This is a genomic window from Streptomyces amritsarensis (genome assembly GCF_001953875.1).
In the GTDB taxonomy this organism is placed as follows: Bacteria; Actinomycetota; Actinomycetes; order Streptomycetales; family Streptomycetaceae; genus Streptomyces; species Streptomyces amritsarensis.
On the sequence record NZ_MQUR01000125.1, the window covers coordinates 1 to 18,307 of the forward strand.

Annotated in this window: 17 protein-coding genes; 9 read left to right on the forward strand and 8 right to left on the reverse strand. The window is 72.6% G+C overall.

Translation table 11 applies throughout. From position 1 onward, the window contains the following. Positions 1 to 65: 65 nt before the first annotated feature. A complete protein-coding gene (locus tag AVW11_RS32340) occupies positions 66 to 1,040 on the reverse strand; it encodes a carbohydrate kinase family protein (RefSeq protein ID WP_030849344.1) in 975 nt (324 codons plus the stop codon). Between the two features lie 143 nt (positions 1,041 to 1,183). Here AVW11_RS32340 and AVW11_RS32345 point away from each other — a divergent pair, with 143 nt between their 5' ends. Beyond that, complete coding sequence (locus AVW11_RS32345; protein ID WP_076046809.1) at positions 1,184 to 1,423, forward strand: hypothetical protein; 240 nt, start codon at positions 1,184 to 1,186, stop codon at positions 1,421 to 1,423. An 80-nt stretch (positions 1,424 to 1,503) separates the two neighbouring features. Next, on the forward strand, positions 1,504 to 2,937 hold the full coding sequence (locus AVW11_RS32350) for a hypothetical protein (protein ID WP_076046810.1): 1,434 nt from the start codon (positions 1,504 to 1,506) through the stop codon (positions 2,935 to 2,937). 79 nt (positions 2,938 to 3,016) lie between these two features. Here AVW11_RS32350 and AVW11_RS32355 read toward each other — a convergent pair whose 3' ends face one another. Further along, positions 3,017 to 3,373 (reverse strand): HesB/IscA family protein, encoded by a 357-nt coding sequence (locus tag AVW11_RS32355; protein WP_030029080.1) that lies wholly within the window; start codon positions 3,371 to 3,373, stop codon positions 3,017 to 3,019. A 292-nt stretch (positions 3,374 to 3,665) separates the two neighbouring features. Between AVW11_RS32355 and nadA the strand changes: the two genes are divergently transcribed. After that, positions 3,666 to 4,853, forward strand: a complete 1,188-nt coding sequence (gene nadA, locus AVW11_RS32360) for a quinolinate synthase NadA (protein ID WP_076046811.1) — start codon at positions 3,666 to 3,668, stop codon at positions 4,851 to 4,853. 120 nt (positions 4,854 to 4,973) lie between these two features. Here nadA and AVW11_RS32365 read toward each other — a convergent pair whose 3' ends face one another. The 3 genes from AVW11_RS32365 to cobS form a co-directional block, all read right to left on the reverse strand. Beyond that, positions 4,974 to 8,099, reverse strand: a complete 3,126-nt coding sequence (locus AVW11_RS32365; RefSeq protein ID WP_076046812.1) for an efflux RND transporter permease subunit — start codon at positions 8,097 to 8,099, stop codon at positions 4,974 to 4,976. 137 nt (positions 8,100 to 8,236) lie between these two features. Further along, a complete protein-coding gene (locus AVW11_RS32370) occupies positions 8,237 to 8,962 on the reverse strand; it encodes a response regulator (protein ID WP_060178195.1) in 726 nt (241 codons plus the stop codon). A 61-nt stretch (positions 8,963 to 9,023) separates the two neighbouring features. Further along, entirely contained in the window at positions 9,024 to 9,845 is an 822-nt protein-coding gene (gene cobS, locus AVW11_RS32375; protein ID WP_051700461.1) for an adenosylcobinamide-GDP ribazoletransferase, read from the reverse strand. A 70-nt stretch (positions 9,846 to 9,915) separates the two neighbouring features. Here cobS and AVW11_RS32380 point away from each other — a divergent pair, with 70 nt between their 5' ends. Next, positions 9,916 to 10,695, forward strand: a complete 780-nt coding sequence (locus AVW11_RS32380) for a hypothetical protein (protein WP_030849323.1) — start codon at positions 9,916 to 9,918, stop codon at positions 10,693 to 10,695. Between the two features lie 101 nt (positions 10,696 to 10,796). Here the strand turns inward: AVW11_RS32380 and pspAA are convergent, their stop codons facing one another. Beyond that, a complete protein-coding gene (gene pspAA, locus AVW11_RS32385) occupies positions 10,797 to 11,075 on the reverse strand; it encodes a PspA-associated protein PspAA (RefSeq protein WP_030849320.1) in 279 nt (92 codons plus the stop codon). A gap of 12 nt (positions 11,076 to 11,087) precedes the next feature. Beyond that, complete coding sequence (locus tag AVW11_RS32390; RefSeq protein ID WP_076046813.1) at positions 11,088 to 11,882, reverse strand: PspA/IM30 family protein; 795 nt, start codon at positions 11,880 to 11,882, stop codon at positions 11,088 to 11,090. Positions 11,883 to 12,152: 270 nt separating this feature from the next. On the opposite strand from AVW11_RS32390, the gene AVW11_RS32395 reads away from it, so the two are divergent. Both AVW11_RS32395 and AVW11_RS32400 read left to right on the forward strand, forming a co-directional pair. After that, a complete protein-coding gene (locus AVW11_RS32395) occupies positions 12,153 to 12,761 on the forward strand; it encodes a DUF3043 domain-containing protein (RefSeq protein WP_107423368.1) in 609 nt (202 codons plus the stop codon). A 50-nt stretch (positions 12,762 to 12,811) separates the two neighbouring features. Next, complete coding sequence (locus tag AVW11_RS32400) at positions 12,812 to 13,570, forward strand: class I SAM-dependent methyltransferase (RefSeq protein WP_078096173.1); 759 nt, start codon at positions 12,812 to 12,814, stop codon at positions 13,568 to 13,570. A gap of 52 nt (positions 13,571 to 13,622) precedes the next feature. On the opposite strand, the gene AVW11_RS32405 is transcribed toward AVW11_RS32400, so the two are convergent. After that, positions 13,623 to 13,835: a hypothetical protein gene (locus tag AVW11_RS32405; RefSeq protein ID WP_030849308.1), complete on the reverse strand. Its 213-nt coding sequence runs from the start codon at positions 13,833 to 13,835 to the stop codon at positions 13,623 to 13,625. Positions 13,836 to 13,939: 104 nt separating this feature from the next. Here AVW11_RS32405 and AVW11_RS32410 point away from each other — a divergent pair, with 104 nt between their 5' ends. The 3 genes from AVW11_RS32410 (at position 13,940) to AVW11_RS32420 (ending at position 18,264) form a co-directional block, all read left to right on the forward strand. Next, positions 13,940 to 15,145 carry a bifunctional adenosylcobinamide kinase/adenosylcobinamide-phosphate guanylyltransferase gene (locus AVW11_RS32410; RefSeq protein WP_060178197.1) on the forward strand — a complete coding sequence of 402 codons (1,206 nt, stop codon included), beginning with the start codon at positions 13,940 to 13,942 and terminating at the stop codon, positions 15,143 to 15,145. A 114-nt stretch (positions 15,146 to 15,259) separates the two neighbouring features. Continuing rightward, positions 15,260 to 16,315, forward strand: coding sequence for a nicotinate-nucleotide--dimethylbenzimidazole phosphoribosyltransferase (cobT, locus tag AVW11_RS32415; protein ID WP_206281940.1), 1,056 nt, complete (start codon positions 15,260 to 15,262; stop codon positions 16,313 to 16,315). 83 nt (positions 16,316 to 16,398) lie between these two features. Continuing rightward, positions 16,399 to 18,264: a phosphatidylglycerol lysyltransferase domain-containing protein gene (locus AVW11_RS32420; RefSeq protein ID WP_076046815.1), complete on the forward strand. Its 1,866-nt coding sequence runs from the start codon at positions 16,399 to 16,401 to the stop codon at positions 18,262 to 18,264. The last annotated feature ends 43 nt before the right edge of the window (positions 18,265 to 18,307 follow it).

The following is an 18,307-nucleotide window of genomic DNA, read 5'->3' on the forward strand; positions in this document are numbered from 1 at the left end:
CCCGGCCGGACCCCGGCCGGACCCGCGGGTGGGGTCCGGCCGGGGCCCGGGGGCTCGGACCGGGGTCAGGCCAGGTGGGCCTGGACCTCCGCCGCGGCCTCGTCGCCGTAGGCCTTGGTGAAGCGCTCCATGAAGTGCGCACGGGCCAGGGTGTACTCCTGGGTGCCGAGCGTCTCGATGACGAGGGTCGCCAGCATGCAGCCGACCTGCGCCGCGCGCTCCAGGCCGACGCCCCAGCCCAGGCCCGTCAGGAACCCGGCGCGGAAGGCGTCGCCGACGCCGGTCGGGTCGACCTTCGCGTTCTCCTCGGGGCAGCCGACGACGATCGGGGCCTCGCCGGCCCGCTCGATCTTGACGCCGTTGGAGCCCAGCGTGGTCACGCGGGTGCCGACCTTGGAGAGGATCTCCTCGTCGGTCCAGCCGGACTTCGACTCGATGAGGCCCTTCTCGTACTCGTTCGAGAAGAGGTAGGTCGCGCCCTCCATCAGGGTGCGGATGTTCTCGCCGTCCATGCGGGCGATCTGCTGCGAGAAGTCGGCGGCGAAGGGGATCCCCCGCGTCCGGCACTCCTCCGTGTGGCGCAGCATCGCCTCGGGGTCGTCCGCGCCGATGAGGACGAGGTCGAGCCCGCCCACGCGGTCGGCCACGGACTTCAGCTCGATCAAGCGGGCCTCGCTCATCGCGCCCGTGTAGAAGGAGCCGATCTGGTTGTGGTCGGAGTCGGTGGTGCACACGAAGCGCGCGGTGTGCAGCACCTCGGAGATGCGGACGGAGTCGGTGTCGACGCCGTGCCGGTCCAGCCAGGCGCGGTACTCGTCGAAGTCGGAGCCGGCGGCGCCGACCAGGATCGGGCGGATGCCGAGCTGGCCCATGCCGAAGCAGATGTTCGGGCCCACACCGCCCCGCCGGACGTCGAGGTTGTCGACGAGGAAGGAGAGGGAGACCGTGTGCAGCTGGTCCGCGACGAACTGGTCGGCGAAACGGCCGGGGAAGGTCATGAGGTGGTCGGTGGCGATGGAGCCGGTGACTGCGATGCGCACGGCGTGGACGCTCCTGCTGAGGACGGCGAGGGACAGTCAAAACTACCCGGTAAGTGTCCCGGGGCCGAACCCCCGGACGAACCCCAGAAACTACCCCTTAGTAGGTCTTTCTTCGCGAGAGCTGCGGTGCCTACGGTGCCTTCATGACCTATACCGACGGTTACGGCTACTGCGAGTACACCGCTGAGGGGCGCGGAGCGGAAGGCCCGGGACGGCCCGGCTTCGCCCGCCTGCTGGGGGACTGCGCGCGGATGGCCCCGCACTGGGGCGTCGAGGAGGGTCCCCGGCCGGTCCGGGTGGCGCCCTCGGAGATCCACGGGGTCAGGGTGCCGGCCTCGTCGGCCCGGCTGATCGCGTCGACCGCGGCGTACGGGGACCAGTAGGAGGCTGGAGGGGAACCGGTTGCGGCCCTGTTCCGTCACACCCGCATCAGACACTGCGGGACCAGTGAAGGAGCGTTGCGGTGACCAGCGAAGAACCCGGCACGTCAAGCGGCACACGACGGCGGCCCGCCTGGGTCGTCGGCTCGATCGCGGCCGCCGTCCTGCTCGCGGGCGGCGGTACCGCCTACTGGGCGTCCGCGGCCCAGGGTGACGGCGCGTCCCGCCGTACGGGTGACAGTGCGGCTTCCGCGCCCCGTGACGCGGGAGACCCCTCGGGGCCGGGCATCGCGCCCGGCGAGCCGGATCCGTCGGGGGCGGGCGTGGTCTACCGGGCCGACGTGAAGCTGCCCGAGGCCCCGGCGACGGCGCCCGCCTACAGCGTGTCCGGGGAGGTCGCCCAGGCCGATGTGGCCCGGCTCGCGGCGGCCCTGGGCATCGCGGGCGCGCCGCGGCTGGAGGGGGACGTCTGGCTGGCCGGGGAGGCCGCCGACGGCTCCGGGCCGCGACTGACGGTGGCCCGTACGGGCCCGGGAACCTGGAACTTCAACCGCTTCCAGGGCGGCGGCGACGGCACGGGCAACGGCGCCGGGGACGACTGTGTGCGCGGCAAGGACACCTGCGGCCCCGCCACGCTCCCCAAGGACGGCGGCGGCGCCGGGAGCGGCAGGCCGGTGTCCGAGGAGGCCGCCAAGGCCGCCGCGGCCCCGGTGCTGAAGGCCGCGGGGCAGGACGGGGCCGCGCTGGACGCCCGGCTCACCCAGGGCGCGGTGCGGGTGGTGATGGCGGATCCGGTGGTCGGCGGGCTGCCCACGCAGGGCTGGTCGACCAAGGTGAGCGTGGGCGCGGACGGCTCGGTGGTGGGCGGCAACGGCGAGCTGAAGGCGCCGGTACGGGCGGCCGATCAGCAGGTCGTCGGGGCCGTGGAGGCGCTGGCCCGGCTGAACGCGAGGTCGAGCGGCTCCGGCGGCGCGCCGGAGCCCGGCGGATGCGCGAGCGCGGTGCCGCTGACGGCGGACACCCCGGTGGGGCCCGGGGAGACGGTGCCGTGCAATCCGGAGCCGCGGCCGATGAAGCCGCCGCGGACCGAGACGGTGAAGGGCGCGGTGCTGGGCCTGGCTCCGGGGACGGTCGAGGGAGCGCGGGGGCTGGTCCCGGCGTGGCTGTTCGAAGTGGCGGGCCAGGGCGGCGCGCCGGGTCACACGGTGGCCGAGCCGGCGTCCGCGAAGGAGAGCACGCCGGGCCCGAGCGGTCGTACCGTGCCCGGCTTCTCGTACAAGGAGGCCGACCGGAAGCTGACCGTGAACTTCTGGGGCAGCGCGTGCAGCACCTACGCCGTGGAGGCGCGGGAGCAGGCGGAGTCGGTCATGGTGAAGATCACGGACACCCCGAACAAGCCGGGTCAGGCCTGCATCATGCTGGCGGAGGAGAAGTCTTTGACGGTGACCTTGAAGGAGCCGCTCGGCGACCGGAAGGTGCTGGACGCCACCACGGGCAAGGAGCTCCCGCGGCAGTAGCGGCGCCCCGGGCATGCGCGAGGGCCCGCCCCGGTCGGATGCGACCGGGGCGGGCCCTCGTCGTACGGGCGGTCCAGGCTTAGCTGAACGAGTCGCCGCAGGCGCAGGAGCCCGTGGCGTTCGGGTTGTCGATCGTGAAGCCCTGCTTCTCGATGGTGTCGACGAAGTCGATGGAGGCGCCGCCCAGGTACGGGGCGCTCATGCGGTCCGTGACGACCTTCACACCGTCGAAGTCCTTCACGACGTCGCCGTCGAGGGAGCGCTCGTCGAAGAAGAGCTGGTAGCGCAGGCCGGAGCAGCCGCCGGGCTGGACGGCGACGCGGAGCGCCAGGTCATCGCGGCCTTCCTGCTCCAGCAGGGTCCTGACCTTCTCGGCGGCGGCGTCGGACAGGAGGATGCCGTCGCTCACAGTGGTCTTGTCGTCCTGTACGGACATCTGCATTCACTCCCGAAGTGGGCGGCTCCCCGCGGGGCGCGGGGAAACGTCGGACTCTTGCCGTCGGTGGCAACGAGCGGGACCGCGGATTCATTCCGGGACCCGACGCTTGTTTCAGACATTCATGCTCGCACACCGCGCGCGGGCGCGGGCCCGGCGAATCGAGGGCTGATGCGTCACATTGACACTATCGGCATCGTCAAACTGACGTGAAGCGGTTATGATAGATAGCGTCAAGTAGACGAGAAGTCGAAGCGATGATCCTGAAATCCCTCGTCGCAGAACAGAAAGGGTGCGTGTCGTGACCACCGCCCAGCCGTTGGACGTCCAGCCGACGCCCCTTGCCCTGCTGCTGCTCGGCCGTGAGGCCGACCCCAAGAGCGAGCGCGGGGTGGAGTGCCCCGGCGACCTGCCCTCGCCGTCCGACCCGGACCTCGTGGAGCGCGCCCGCGCGGCCAAGGAGAAGCTCGGGGACAAGGTCTTCATCCTCGGCCACCACTACCAGCGTGACGAGGTCATCGAGTTCGCCGACGTCACCGGCGACTCCTTCAAGCTGGCCAAGGACGCGGCCGCCAAGCCGGAGGCCGAGTACATCGTCTTCTGCGGCGTCCACTTCATGGCCGAGTCCGCGGACATCCTGACCTCGGACGACCAGAAGGTGGTCCTGCCGGACCTGGCCGCCGGCTGCTCGATGGCCGACATGGCCACCGCCGAGCAGGTCGCGGAGTGCTGGGACGCGCTGACCGAGGCCGGCATCGCCGGGGTGACGGTCCCCGTCTCGTACATGAACTCCTCCGCCGACATCAAGGCCTTCACCGGCAAGCACGGCGGCACGATCTGCACCTCGTCCAACGCGAAGAAGGCCCTGGAGTGGGCGTTCGAGCAGGGCGAGAAGGTCCTCTTCCTCCCCGACCAGCACCTGGGCCGCAACACGGCCGTCCGCGACATGGGCATGTCGCTGGACGACTGCGTGGTCTACAACCCGCACAAGCCGAACGGCGGCCTGACCGCCGAGCAGCTGCGCGACGCCAAGATGATCCTGTGGCGCGGGCACTGCTCGGTCCACGGCCGGTTCTCGGTCGACTCGGTCAACGACGTCCGCGCCCGCATCCCCGGCGTGAACGTCCTGGTCCACCCCGAGTGCAAGCACGAGGTCGTGGCGGCCGCGGACTACGTCGGCTCGACGGAGTACATCATCAAGGCGCTGGAGGCGGCCCCGGCCGGCTCCAAGTGGGCGATCGGCACCGAGCTGAACCTGGTCCGCCGCCTGGCGAATCGATTCGCTGCGGAGGACAAGGAGGTCGTCTTCCTCGACAAGACGGTCTGCTTCTGCTCGACGATGAACCGCATCGACCTCCCGCACCTGGTGTGGACGCTGGAGTCCCTGGCCGAGGGCACCCTCGTCAACCAGATCCAGGTCGACAAGGAGACGGAGAGCTTCGCGAAGCTCGCGCTGGAGCGCATGCTCGCCCTCCCGTAGGGGTGGCGGCGCGGCTGCGGACCGCACACGCCGAAGCGGCGGTTCCCGTTCGGGAACCGCCGCTTCGGCGTTCGGCCGGCCGGTCGGGCCGGGTGGCCCGGCCCGCCCGGCCCGGGCCGGTCAGACCTTGGCCGGGGTCTCCTCCTGGTGGTCCTGCGGCGGGACCACCGTCAGGCGGGCCGTCTTCCTCGCACGGCGCCGCTCCTTGCGGAGCTCGACCATCGTGTAGAGCGTCGGCACCAGGAGCAGCGTCAGCAGGGTGGAGCTGACCAGGCCGCCGATCACCACGACCGCGAGCGGCTGCGAGATGAAGCCGCCCTCGCCGGTGACGCCGAGCGCCATCGGGAGCAGCGCGAAGATCGTCGCCAGGGCCGTCATGAGGATCGGGCGCAGCCGGTGCCGGCCGCCCTCGACGACTGCCTCGACGACGCCCAGGCCCTGGGCGCGGTACTGGTTGACCAGGTCGATCAGGACGATCGCGTTGGTCACGACGATGCCGATGAGCATCAGCATGCCGATCATCGCCGGGACGCCCATCGGGGTGCCGGTGACGATGAGCAGGCCGAGTGCGCCGGTCGCCGCGAACGGGATGGACACCAGCAGGATCAGCGGCTGGACGAGCGAGCGGAAGGTCGCGACGAGCAGCATGAACACGATCGCGATGGCCGCCAGCATGGCGAGGCCGAGCGAGCCGAACGCCTCGTCCTGGTCCTCGGAGACGCCGCCGATGGAGGCCGTGGCGCCGTCGGGCAGGTCCAGGGCCTTGAGCTTGCTCTGGAGCTCGGCGCTGACCGCGCCGGTGTTGTCGCCCTGCGGGCGCGCGGTGACGGTCGCGGCGCGGGCGCCGTCGATCCGGGTCATCGCGACCGGGCCGGGGACCTCCTTGACCTCGGCGATGTCACCGAGCTTGACCGGACCGACCGGGAGCGCCTGCAGTTCGGCCAGGGTGGTGGCCGGCTGCGCGGACGTGATGACGATGTCCCGTTCGGTGTCGTCCAGTACGGCCTTGCCCGCAGGGTTGCCGCGGACGGCCTGGGCGACGATTGCGCCGAGCGCGGCCTGGTTCAGGCCGGCCTCCGCCGCCTTGGGGGTGGCGGTCACCGAGATCCGGGGCACGGACTGGGACAGGTCGCTCTGCACGTCGGTGACGTTGTCGAGCTTCGCCACCTCGGCGCGGACCTGCTCGGCGGCCTTGGCGAGGACCTCGCCGTCGCCTGCCTTGACGACCACGCTGAGGTTCTGGCTGCCGAAGGCGTCGCCGGCCGCGATGCGGGTCTCGCCGATGCCGTCGAGGGCGGCCAGCCGGTCCCCGATCCGCTTCTTGACGGCCTCGGCGTCGCCGGCGTCCTTCACGGTGACCTGGTAGGAGGCCTGGTTGGAGCCGGTGCCGCCGCCGAAGGCCGCGAGGAAGCCGGAGGAGCCGACGGTGACCTGGTAGCTCTTGACGCCGTCGACCGAGCCCAGCACCTTCTCGACCTTGCGGCTCGCCTCGTCGGAGGCGGCCAGCGAGGTGCCCGGGGCGAGTTCCTGCTTGACCGTCAGGAGGTCCTGCTCGCCCTGGTCGAAGAAGTTGGTCTTCAGCAGCGGGGTCATGCCGAAGGTGCCGACCAGGACGACCACCGCGATGGCCACACTGGTCAGGCGGCGCCGGGTGGCGAAGCCCAGGACGCTGACGTAGAAGCGCTGGAGGCGGCTGCGCGATTCCTTCTCCTCGGCCTCGCGCCGGGCCTTCGCGGCGCTCTCGGCGTCCCCGGGCGTGACGCCCTCAGGTGCGCTGAGGAACCAGTACGAGAGCACCGGAACGACCGTCAGCGAGACGAGCAGCGAGGCCAGCAGGGCCGCGGTGACGGTGAGGGAGAAGGAGCCGAAGAGCTCGCCGATCATGCCGCCGGTGAGGCCGATGGGCAGGAACACGGCGACGGTGGTGAGGGTGGAGGAGGTGACCGCGCCGGCGACCTCCTTGACCGCGGTGATGATCGCGGCCTCCCGCTCCTCGCCGTAGCCGAGGTGGCGCTTGATGTTCTCCAGGACCACGATCGAGTCGTCGACGACCCGTCCGATGGCGATGGTCAGCGCGCCCAGGGTCAGCATGTTGAGCGACAGGTCGCGGGTCCACAGCACGATCAGCGCGAGGACCACGGACAGCGGGATGGAGACCGCGGTGACCAGCGTCGAGCGCAGCGACGCCAGGAAGACCAGGATCACGATCACCGCGAAGAGCAGGCCGAGCATGCCCTCGGTGGTGAGGCTGGAGATGGACTTGGCGACGGCCGGGCCCTGGTCGCTGACGACGGTCAGCTCGGCGCCGGCGCCGAGCGTGGAACGCAGCTCGGCCAGCTTCTCCTTGACCGTGTCGGAGATGGCGACGGCGCTGCCGTCCTTGTCCATGGTCAGGACGAGGGCGAGGCTGGGCTTGCCGTTGGTGCGGGTGATGGAGACGGCCTTGGCCGGCTCCTGCTTGACGACGGCGACGTCGCCGAGGCGGACCGCCGGCTTGCCCGGGCCGGGGCTCAGCCGCAGGTCCTCGATCTGGGCGAGGGAGGTGAAGCCGTTGCCCACGCGGACGGTGCGGTTCTTGCCGGCCTCGTCGAAGGAGCCGGCGGGGACGGCGGCGCCGCCCGCCTGGAGGCCCTGGGCGAGGGCGGAGCCGTCGAGGCCGGCGGCGGCGAGCTTGGAGTCGTCGGGGGTGACGGTGACCTGGAGGTCCTGGACGCCGTCGACGCTGACCTGGCCGACGCCCTCGATGTCCGACAGGACGGGCACGACGGACTTCTCGAGCTGGTCGGCGAGGGCCTGCTGGTCCTTGTCGGAGGTGACGGCGAGGATCACCGTCGGGATGTCGTCGGTCGAACCGGCCACCACCTGCGGGTCCACGTCGGCGGGCAGCCGGACGCGGGCCCGGTTGACGGCCTGCTGGACGTCGGCGACGAGCTGCTTGGTGCCGCTGTCGCCGTAGTCGAAGCTGGCCATGATGAGGGCGTTGCCCTCGCTGGCGGTGGACGTGATGCCGGTGATGCCGTCGACGCCCTTGAGCATGGCTTCGATCGGTTCGACGACCTGCTTCTCCACCACGTCGGGCGAGGCGCCCTGGTACGGCGCGAGCACGGACACCATCGGGAGTTCGATGGAGGGCAGCAGCTGCTGCTTGAGCTGCGGGATGGCTATGGCGCCGAAGAGGAGCGCGACGATCGACACGAGGCCGACCAACGCCCTTTGGGCAAGGCTGAAGCGGGACAGCCAGGACATGGGTATGGGATCTCTCTGCAGTGACGAACGCGAGGGCACTCCCACCCTGTCCCACGCGGTGGGACGGTTTCGTCGCTCGCAGGTCCCGTCCTTATGTGCGGCATACCGCGTCCGTAGTACGCGGTCCTACTCCACCGCTACTCCACGCGGGGCCGGACGAGTCCCGATTCGTAGGCAATGACCACCAATTGGGCCCTGTCGCGGGCGCCGAGCTTGGCCATGGCCCGGTTCACGTGCGTCTTGACGGTGAGCGGGCTGACCTCCAGCCGCCCCGCGATGCCGTCGTTGGACAGGCCCGCGGCGACGTGTACGAGGACCTCACGCTCCCGGACGGTCAGCGCGGCGAGCCGCTCCGCGTGCATCCCGGCCGAGGCGGCGGAGGTCGCCGGATCGGCGCCGCCGCCCTGGGCGAGGAAGGTGGCGATGAGGCCCTTGGTGGCGGCCGGGGAGAGCAGCGCCTCACCGGCGGCGGCGACGCGGATGGCGTTGAGCAGCTCGTCGGGCTCGGCGCCCTTGCCGAGGAAGCCGGAGGCGCCCGCACGCAGGGCGGAGACCACGTACTCGTCCACCTCGAACGTCGTCAGCATCACCACGCGCACGGCGGCGAGTTCCGGGTCGGCGCTGATCATGCGGGTGGCGGCGAGCCCGTCGGTGCCGGGCATCCGGATGTCCATCAGCACGACGTCGGGGCGTTCCCGCCGGGCGAGCGCGAAGGCCTGCGCCCCGTCGGAGGCCTCCCCGACGACCTCCATGTCGGGCTCGGAGTCGACGAGCACCTTGAAGGCGCTGCGCAGCAGGGCCTGGTCGTCGGCGAGCAGCACCTTGATAGGTGCGGGGGGCAGGTCCGTAGGAGTGTGGTCCACGGGGAGGAGCGTACGTGGGCCCGGTGCGGCTCCGGCCGGGGTCCCGTCGGACCGGACGGCCTCAGCCGAGGGCCAGGACGATGAGGGCGGTGGTCGCCGACACCTCGGCCAGGGCGCCGAACACGTCGCCGGTGACCCCGCCGAAGCGGCGTACGCAGCGGCGCAGCAGCAGTTCGGCGGCGAGCAGGGCGGCGAGGACCGCCGCCGCGGAGCGGGCCGCGGCGGGCAGGCCGGCCGGCAGGGCGGCCGCGGCCGCGGCCGCGGTGGCCAGGGCCGCGAGGGCGGCGGCCGCCGGGCGCGGGACGACCCCGGCGACCGCGGCCCCGAGGCCCTCGGGCCGGGCGGGCGGGACGCCGTCGCGGGAGGCCAGGGTCATGGCCAGGCGGGCCGTGGCGGCGGCGATCACGGCGGCGAGGGCGCCGCGGACCCAGCTGTCGGCGTAGAGCTCGGACAGGGCGGCCGTCTGCACGAGCAGGACGACGACCAGGGCGATCACGCCGAAGGGGCCGATGTCGGACTGCTTCATGATGCGCAGCGCCTCGTCGGCCGGTTTGGCGCTGCCCAGGCCGTCGGCCGTGTCGGCCAGCCCGTCCAGGTGCAGTCCCCGGGTCAGCGCGGCCGGTACGGCGGCGGTGACGGCCGCCGCGAGCAGCGGCTCCGCGCCGAGCAGCAGGAGGAGCACTCCGGGGACGGCCGCGAGCGCGCCGACGACCAGTCCGGCGAGCGGGGCGCAGGCCATTCCGGTGCGGGCCGCGGGGCGGTCCCAGCGGGTGATGCGGGCGGGCAGCACGGTGAGGGTGCCGAAGGCGAAGCGGACGCCGTCGCGGAACGAGGCGCGTTCCGGGGGCGGGGTCAGGGGCGGACCGTCGAACGAATCTGTCATCGGCGCGAACGCTACCCGTTCACGACGGGCTGTAAATTGCCCATTACGGACCAAACAGGGAGTCAGTGGGATGGGTCACTGGTGGTATCGGAACATCGTCGAGCCGGGGAAGCTGCCCATGCTGCTGGCCCTGGTCTCCTTCGTGATGTCGTTCCTGGTCACCCGTGTGATCACCCGCCTGATCCGGGCCGGCCGCGGCCCCTTCAAGAACGTCACCCCGGGCGGCCTGCACATCCACCACGTGGTGCCGGGCGTGATCCTCGTGATCATCGGCGGCTTCGGGTCGATCGGCAGCGCCCGCAACAGCTTCGGCGCGGCCCTCTCGGCCGTGATCTTCGGGCTGGGCGCGGGGCTGGTCCTGGACGAGTTCGCGCTGATCCTGCACCTCGACGACGTGTACTGGAGCGAGCAGGGCCGCAAGAGCGTGGAGATCGTGGTCGTGACGGCCGCGGTGGTGGCCCTGGTGCTGGGCGGGTTCGTGCCCTTCGGGGTGAACGACCTGACCGCCGAGGAGCGCCAGAGCCGCGGGCTGGTCGTCATGAACGCGGCCGGCAACTTCTGTCTCGCGCTGATCGCCCTGTGGAAGGGCAAGGCGCGCACCGCGCTCTTCGGGGTCGTCATCCCCTTCGTGGCCCTGATCGGCGCGATCCGGCTGGCCCGGCCGGGCTCCCCGTACGCGAAGCGGTTCTACGTGAACCGGCCCCGCGCCCGGGCCAGGGCCGAGCTGCGGGCCTTCCACCACGACCGGCGCTGGACGAGGCGGCGGCGCAGGTTCGAGGACTTCATCGGCGGCGCCCCGGACCCGCGGCCGGTGCCCCTGGAGAAGCCGCCGGCGCCGCCGCCGGAGTGAGAGGGGCGGGGCGCCGGACGGCGCCGTGCCGGGCCGGACGTGCGACGACGGGCCCTCCCCCGGTGGGGGGAGGGCCCGTCGTGGTGTCGGTGCGTCCGGTCTCAGCCCGGGATCAGGCCGTCGTCGCGGAGCATCTCCCTGACCTCGTCGAGGCTCGCGTCGGGCCCCGGCAGGATCAGCTCGGACGGCTCCAGGGCGTCGGCCGGGAGCGGCTCGCCCAGCTGCCGGACGGCTTCGAGCAGCGCCCCCAGGGTGCGCCGGAAGCCCTCCTCGTCGCCGCCCTCCATCTCGGCGAGCAGCTCGTCGTCGAGCTTGTCGAGCTCGGCGAAGTGAGCGTCGGCCACGTCCAGCTGGCCTTCCCCCATGATGCGGACGATCATGACGGCCCCGTCCTACTGCTTGTCGAACCGGTGCTGGGTCTGCGGCTGCTGGGCGCCGTCCTGGGCGCCGCCCTCGATGGCCTGCTGCTGCGCGGACGGGCCGCCGGCCAGCTCCGCCTTCATCCGCTGGAGCTCCAGCTCCACGTCCGTGCCGCCCGACAGGCGGTCCAGCTCGGCCTGGATGTCGTCCTTGGAGCCCAGGCCGCTCTGGTCGTCGAGCGCGCCGGAGGCCAGCAGCTCGTCGATCGCGCCGGCGCGGGCCTGCAGCTGGGCGGTCTTGTCCTCGGCCCGCTGGATGGCCAGGCCGACGTCGCTCATCTCCTCGGAGATGCCGGAGAAGGACTCCGCGATCCGGGTCTGGGCCTGGGCCGCGGTGTAGGTGGCCTTGATGGTCTCCTTCTTCGTACGGAAGGCGTCCACCTTCGCCTGGAGCCGCTGCGCGGCCAGCGTCAGCTTCTCCTCCTCGCCCTGGAGGGTCTGGTGCTGCACCTCCAGGTCGCTGACCTGCTGCTGGAGCGAGGCGCGGCGGGACAGGGCCTCGCGGGCCAGGTCCTCGCGGCCCAGGGCGAGGGCCTTGCGGCCCTGGTCCTCCAGCTTGGCGGACTGCCCCTGCAGCTGGTTCAGCTGCAGTTCGAGGCGCTTGCGGGACGTCGCCACGTCGGCGACGCCGCGGCGCACCTTCTGCAGCAGTTCGAGCTGCTTCTGGTACGAGTAGTCGAGGGTCTCGCGCGGGTCCTCGGCCCGGTCAAGGGCCTTGTTCGCCTTCGCGCGGAAGATCATCCCCATACGCTTCATGACACCGCTCATGGGCTTCGCGCGCCCCCTTCTAGACGGACTGTGCTCCAGGTCACCGACAGAACCCACAGTACGGGCCCTGCCTCCATTACCGCACTGTTCGAGGACGGATGCGCTCCTCCTCCAGGACGACTACGCCTCCGCCGTATCAGGCGTGAGGAGTAGGTGGGTCCCCGACCGTACGGGCGGGCCCCGCTGCTCGGACCGTGCACAGGGAAGGACGCCCGCCGTTGCCGGATCGTTCCCCACCGGGGTGGGGTCCGTGCCCGCAACCACGTAGGCTTGGGTTTTGTGTTTGGTAGCCGCTCCTCCAAGGAAGAGAAGGCCGCCGCCGCCGACAAGGTGAGCGCCGACCTCTCGCAGCCCCGTGACCCGCAGGCCCCCAAGGGCCGCCCTACGCCGAAGCGTGCTGTGGCCCAGTCGCAGCGCAAGGCCGTGGTGGCCTCGACCGGCAACCGCAAGGAGGACGCGAAGCGGGCCCGTGAGCGCCGCCGCGCCGAGATGGCCAAGCAGCGCGAGGCGCTGGCCAACGGCGACGAGCGCTACCTGCCCACGCGCGACAAGGGCCCCGTCCGCCGGTTCGTCCGCGACTTCGTGGACTCCCGCTTCTCGGTCGCCGAGATGTTCCTGCCGCTGGCCGTGGTCATCCTCGTGCTCAGCATGGTGCGCCAGCCGGCGATCCAGAACATCGCGCTGCTGCTGTGGCTCGGCGTGATCGCGCTGATCATCCTGGACTCCGTCGGCCTGGTGTTCCGCCTGCGCAAGGCGCTGAGCGAGCGCTTCCCGAACGAGCCGCGCCGCGGCGCGGTCGCGTACGGCCTGATGCGCACCCTGCAGATGCGCCGGCTGCGCCTGCCGAAGCCGCAGGTCAAGCGCGGGGAACGGCCCTGACCGGAGGGACGCCCGGCGCGTCGGGGGAAGGCTTCGCCGAGGGGGCACGCCTGTGGCTCGAGGGCTTGGGCGGACTGCGCAACGCGGTCCGTCAGGAGCTCGTGGGCCGACAGGTCGACGAACAGATCGCGCAGCGCTTCCCCGTGGGGCAGCGGCTGCGCGTTCTCGACGTCGGCATGGGCCAGGGCACCCAGGCACTGCGCCTCGCCCGCGCCGGGCACATGGTGACCGGCCTGGAGCAGGATCCGGGCATGCTGGCCGTCGCACGCGAGGCGCTGGCCGTGGAGCCCGCCGGGATCCGCGACCGGGTCACGCTGCTGGAGGGGGACGGGCGCGAGACCGGCGCCCATTTCCTGCCGGGCAGCTTCGACGTGGTCCTGTGCCACGGGGTGCTGATGTACGTGCCCGAGCCGGACGCCATGCTCGCCGGGCTGGCCCGGATGCTGGCCCCGGGAGGGCTGCTGTCCCTGCTGGTGCGCAACGGCGACGCGCTCGCCATGCGGCACGGGCTGGACGGGGACTGGAAGGGCGCGCTGGCCGCCTTCGACAGCACCGACTACACCAACCGCCTCGGCCTGGACGTACGCGCCGACCGGCTGGCGGGGCTGACCGCGACGCTGTCGGGGATCGGTGCGCCGCTGCAGGCCTGGTACGGCGTACGCGTCTTCACGGACGGCACCGAGGCCGGCGAGGCGCTGCCGCCCGACGACGAGTTGGAGCGGCTGCTGGCCGCCGAGGACCGGGCCGGCCGCACCGACCCCTACCGGGGTGTCGCCGCGCTGCTGCACCTCTGCGGCGTCCGGGGCTGATTCCGGCCGTTCGGCCCGCCGCTGGTCCGGCGGGCCGAACGACGCGGAGGGGTCAGGCCTCCAGCGCGGAGCGCAGGCTCATCGTGTAGAGCTCCGTGCCGCTGTCGTCGGACAGCTTCACCTGTTCGGTACCGCCTTCCAGCAGGTCCTTCCAGTACTCGCCGATCCAGGACTCCGCGTCGCCCTGCGTGGTGAACTCCTCGGGTACCACCGACGGGCTCGTCTCGGTGCCCTCGGCCGTCTCGAACCGCCACGTCCACGCCATGTCCGCCTCCGTTGCTCGTCCGCTGCTCACACGCTTCTCGCCTTGAGTCTGCCCGCAGAGTAACCGGGCGCGCAGCAGTCTCCGCGACGCGGGAGGATCATCCTGTGGAACTCACTCTGCTCGGCACCGGCACCCCCGAGGGGCTGCCCCGCCCCGGCTGTCCGTGTGCGGCCTGCGCCGCCTGCGTCGGGGCGCGCTCCCGCGCCGCCACGGCGGTCCTCGTCGACGGTGCGCTGCTGCTCGACCTGACCCCGGGTGCGGTGCTGGCCGGCGCCCGGGCGGGGCATTCGCTGGCCGGGGTACGGCAGGTCCTGCTGACCCACCCGCACGACGGGCCCGCGGTGGAGCTGCCCCCGGGGCTGCCGACCGCCGGGCGGGTGCCGGACGGGCAGGAGCTCTCGGTGATCTCCGGGCACCGGGTGCGGGCGGTGCCGATGGACGCGCCGGGCACCGGCTACGAGGTGACCGGCCCGGACGGCGGCCGCCTGCTGTACCTGCCGCCCGGCGGGGCGCCGGCCGGGACCGCCGGGCGGGCCGGGCAGCGCCCGTACGACACGGTGCTCGCCGACGTACCGGGCCGCCCCGAGGCGCTGGCCCGGCTGCGGGCGTCGGGAGCCGTCGGCCCGGCGACGGACGTGATCGCCGTCCACCTCGACCACGACGTGCCGCCGGGCCGGGAGCTGGAGCGCCGGCTGGCGGCCGCCGGAGCGCGGGCGGTGCCCGACGGGACCACCGTGCTCGTCGGCGACTACCGCGCGGTGCCGGACCTGCCGCGCCGCACGCTGGTGCTGGGCGGGGCCCGCTCGGGCAAGTCCGTGGAGGCGGAACGGCGGCTGGAGTCCTTCCCCGACGTGGTCTACGCGGCCACCGGGGGCACCCGGGACGGGGACGCGGAGTGGGCGCGGCGGGTCGGCCTGCACCGGGAGCGCCGGCCGGCGAGCTGGCGGACGGTGGAGACGTGCGAGCTGGGCCCGCTGCTCGCGGACGAGGGGCCGCCGTTGCTGATCGACTGCCTGGCGCTGTGGCTGACCGACGCCATGGACCGGGCCGGGGCCTGGGACGAGCAGGTCTGGGCCGAGCACGGCCGGCAGGAGCTGGACGAGCGGACCGCCGCTCTGGTGGCGGCCGTGCGCGCGACCCGCCGCCAGGTGGTCCTGGTGAGCAACGAGGTCGGTTCGGGCGTCGTCCCGGCGACCGCCTCGGGCCGTCGTTTCCGTGACGAGCTGGGCCGGCTGAACGCCCGGGTGGCGGGCGAGTGCGAGCACGTCCTGCTGGTCGTCGCGGGGCAGGCCTGTGTACTGAAGGAGTAGGCCGCGCCCGGGTGTTCAGCCGGGCGGAACGCCCCGGGAGGGGCCGGAACCGGCCGGGCCCGCCGAGGCCTGAGGGAGGGCTTCACCGGCTGTACTCTCTGGCAGATGAGCACGCTGAATCTCGACGACTTCTCCGATCTGATCGAGCGCCCCGACGGGGGCGTCCGGCGTGATGCCGAGGAACGCCGTGAGCGCCTCGCCCTACCGCCGGGCGCGCTGGGGCGGCTCGACGAGCTCGCCGAGTGGCTCGCCGCCGCGCAGGGGCGGGTTCCGGTCAGGGCGATCGAGCGGCCCCGCGTGGTGCTGTTCGCCGCCGACCACGGGATCGCCGCCCAGGGGGTCTCCGCCCGGGCCGCGTCCACCGGTCACGAACTGGTGCGGGACGTGCTCGACGGGTCCAGCCCCGTCGCCGTCCTGGCCGGCCGGTTCGGCGCCACGATACGGATCGTCGACGCCGGCCTCGACTGCGATCCGGGGCTGCTGCCCGAGGACGTGGTGGCGCACCGCGTCCGGCGCGGCAGCGGCCGGATCGACGTCGAGGACGCGCTGACGGTCGAGGAGGCGCAGGCCGCGCTGCGGCTCGGCATGCGCATCGCCGACGAGGAGGCCGACTCGGGGACGGACCTGGTCGTCCTCGGCGACCTGAGCGTCGGCGGGACGACCGTCGCCGCGACCCTCGTCGCCGCCCTGTGCGGAACGGACTCCTCGGTGGTCACCGGCCGGGGCGGCCGGCCCATCGACGACCTGGCCTGGATGCGCAAGTGCGCGGCGATCCGCGACGCACTGCGCCGGGCCCGGCCGGTCCTGGGCGACCAGGTCGCGCTGCTGGCGGCGGTCGGCGGGGCGGACGTCGCCGCCATCACGGGATTCCTGCTCCAGTGTGCGGTGCGCCGTACGCCCGTCATCCTCGACGGTGTTGTTTCGGCGGCGTGCGGACTGGTGGCGCAGCGGGCCGCGTTCCGGGCTCCTGACTGGTGGCTGGCGGGTCAGGCGAGCGGCGAGCCGGGTCAGGCGAAGGCACTCGACCGCATGGCGCTCAACCCCGTGCTCGATCACGGCGTCACAGTAGGCGAAGGCACCGGGGCATTGCTGGCTCTTCCCCTCTTCCAGGCGGCCGCCGCGCTCGCGGCGGAGCTTCCGGAACGGGCGGCCGAGGAGCCGACGGAATGAGCCGCCGGGGGCCGCGGTCCTGACCAGGCCGCGGCCCCCGAGCGCACCATCACGGACAGCGACGCCCCATATGATCGCTTTTTATGGGAGAGGTCCGTTTGACCAGCGCAGAGACCGACCGCACCGCCGTACCGGCGCCCGGTCCGTCAACCGGCAGGAAAGACACCGGCGCAGGCCCCGCCGGCAAGGCGGCGGGGGGCGGCCGGGAGACCGGTCGGGGGAGCGCCCGCTCACAGCGCGGAGCCGCTTTCGCGGTCTGGTACCTGCGGGTCGTCACCTTCATCAACTTCCTCAGCGCGGTGTGGGTCTCGCTCGGGCAGGACCTGCGGCGCCACAACATCGAGGACTTCTACACCCCGTACATGCTCACCGCGGGCTTCGCCTCCGGCCTGTTCACGCTGCTGCTGGCCGTCACCCTGGGCCGCCGCAAGCGCGCCTCCTGGATCCTGAACCTCGTCCTGAGCGGCCTCCTGGCCCTGCTCCTCGCCTACGCGCTCCTCGCGTACGAGGAGATCCGCGAGCACCCGCAGAACTGGGTCTCGCTGGCCCTGACCGCGCTGTTCACCGGCGCGCTGCTGCTGGGCCGCCGCGAGTTCTACGCCAAGGGCGACCGCTCCAACCCGGCGTTCGCCGCCGCCGTCGCCGCCGTCGGCCTGCTCCTCACCTCCCTCGTCGCGGCCCTCCTCGTGGGCGCCGCCAACACCTCCCCGGACAGCGCCGGCGTCTCCTTCCCGGAACGCTGGAAGTACGGCGTGATGCGGCTGATCACCCTGGCCCCCGACGACCGGGCCTCCGCGGCGATCACCCCGCCCGGCTGGGTGGACGTCTCCATCAACGTCATGTCGATGCTGCTGCTGCTCGCCGTGCTGTTCGCCGCGTTCCGTTCGCGCCGCGCCGTCGACCCGATCAGCGAGGAGGACGAGGAGCGGCTGCGGGCGCTGCTGGCCCGCCAGGGCGACCGCGACTCCCTCGGCTACTTCGCGCTGCGCCGCGAGAAGTCCGTCATCTGGTCCCCCACCGGCAAGGCCGCCGTCACGTACCGCGTCGTCGGCGGGGTCTCCCTCGCCTCCGGCGACCCGATCGGCGACCCGGAGGCCTGGCCCGGCGCCATCGAACCGTGGCTGGCCGAGGCCCGCGAGCACGGCTGGGTGCCGGCCGTGATGGGGGCGAGCGAGGAGGCCGGGCAGATCTACGCCCGGCACGGCCTGGACGCGCTGGAGCTCGGCGACGAGGCGATCGTGGAGACCGCCGAGTTCACCCTGGAGGGCCGGGCCATGCGCACGGTCCGGCAGGCCTACAACCGCGTCAAGCGGGCCGGGTACACCGTCCGCATCCGCCGCCACGCCGACATCCCCGCCGAGGAGATGGCCGAGCTGGTGCGCCGAGCCGACGACTGGCGCGACGGGGCCACCGAACGCGGCTTCTCCATGGCGCTGGGCCGCCTCGGCGACCCCGCCGACGGCCAGTGCGTGATGCTGGAGTGCACCGACGGCAACGGCGATCTGAGGGCCGTGCTCTCCTTCGTGCCGTGGGGTCCCAAGGGCCTGTCGCTGGACCTGATGCGCCGCGACCGGGACTCCGAGAACGGCCTGATGGAGTTCATGGTCATCGAACTCCTCGAACGCTCCAAGGAGATCGGGATCACCCAGGTCTCGCTGAACTTCGCGATGTTCCGGTCGGTCTTCGAGCGCGGGTCCCGGCTCGGGGCCGGTCCGGTGCTGCGGATGTGGCGCTCGCTGCTGAGCTTCTTCTCCCGCTGGTGGCAGATCGAGTCCCTCTACCGGGCCAACGCCAAATACCGGCCGATCTGGGAACCGCGGTTCATGCTCTTCGAGAAGAGTTCGGACCTGCTGCGGATCGGTGTCGCGGCCGGACGGGCCGAGGGCTTCCTGGAGGCCCCCGGCCTCCCGAAGTGGCTGCACCGCAGACACCTGGAGACCCGCCGTTGACAGCGCGGAACAGCAGCACCCCACTGCGGCGGTTCGCCCGCCG

Bases quoted from the DNA above. Each gene is read 5' to 3' on its own strand.
- cobS (WP_051700461.1), bottom strand. From the start codon at position 9,845: ATGACAGATTCGTTCGACGGTCCGCCCCTGACCCCGCCCCCGGAACGC.
- pspAA (WP_030849320.1), bottom strand. From the start codon at position 11,075: ATGATCGTCCGCATCATGGGGGAAGGCCAGCTGGACGTGGCCGACGCT.
- AVW11_RS32365 (WP_076046812.1), bottom strand. From the start codon at position 8,099: ATGTCCTGGCTGTCCCGCTTCAGCCTTGCCCAAAGGGCGTTGGTCGGC.
- AVW11_RS32355 (WP_030029080.1), bottom strand. From the start codon at position 3,373: ATGTCCGTACAGGACGACAAGACCACTGTGAGCGACGGCATCCTCCTG.
- AVW11_RS32420 (WP_076046815.1), top strand. From the start codon at position 16,399: ATGGGAGAGGTCCGTTTGACCAGCGCAGAGACCGACCGCACCGCCGTA.
- AVW11_RS32380 (WP_030849323.1), top strand. From the start codon at position 9,916: ATGGGTCACTGGTGGTATCGGAACATCGTCGAGCCGGGGAAGCTGCCC.
- AVW11_RS32405 (WP_030849308.1), bottom strand. From the start codon at position 13,835: ATGGCGTGGACGTGGCGGTTCGAGACGGCCGAGGGCACCGAGACGAGC.
- AVW11_RS32345 (WP_076046809.1), top strand. From the start codon at position 1,184: ATGACCTATACCGACGGTTACGGCTACTGCGAGTACACCGCTGAGGGG.
- AVW11_RS32390 (WP_076046813.1), bottom strand. From the start codon at position 11,882: ATGAGCGGTGTCATGAAGCGTATGGGGATGATCTTCCGCGCGAAGGCG.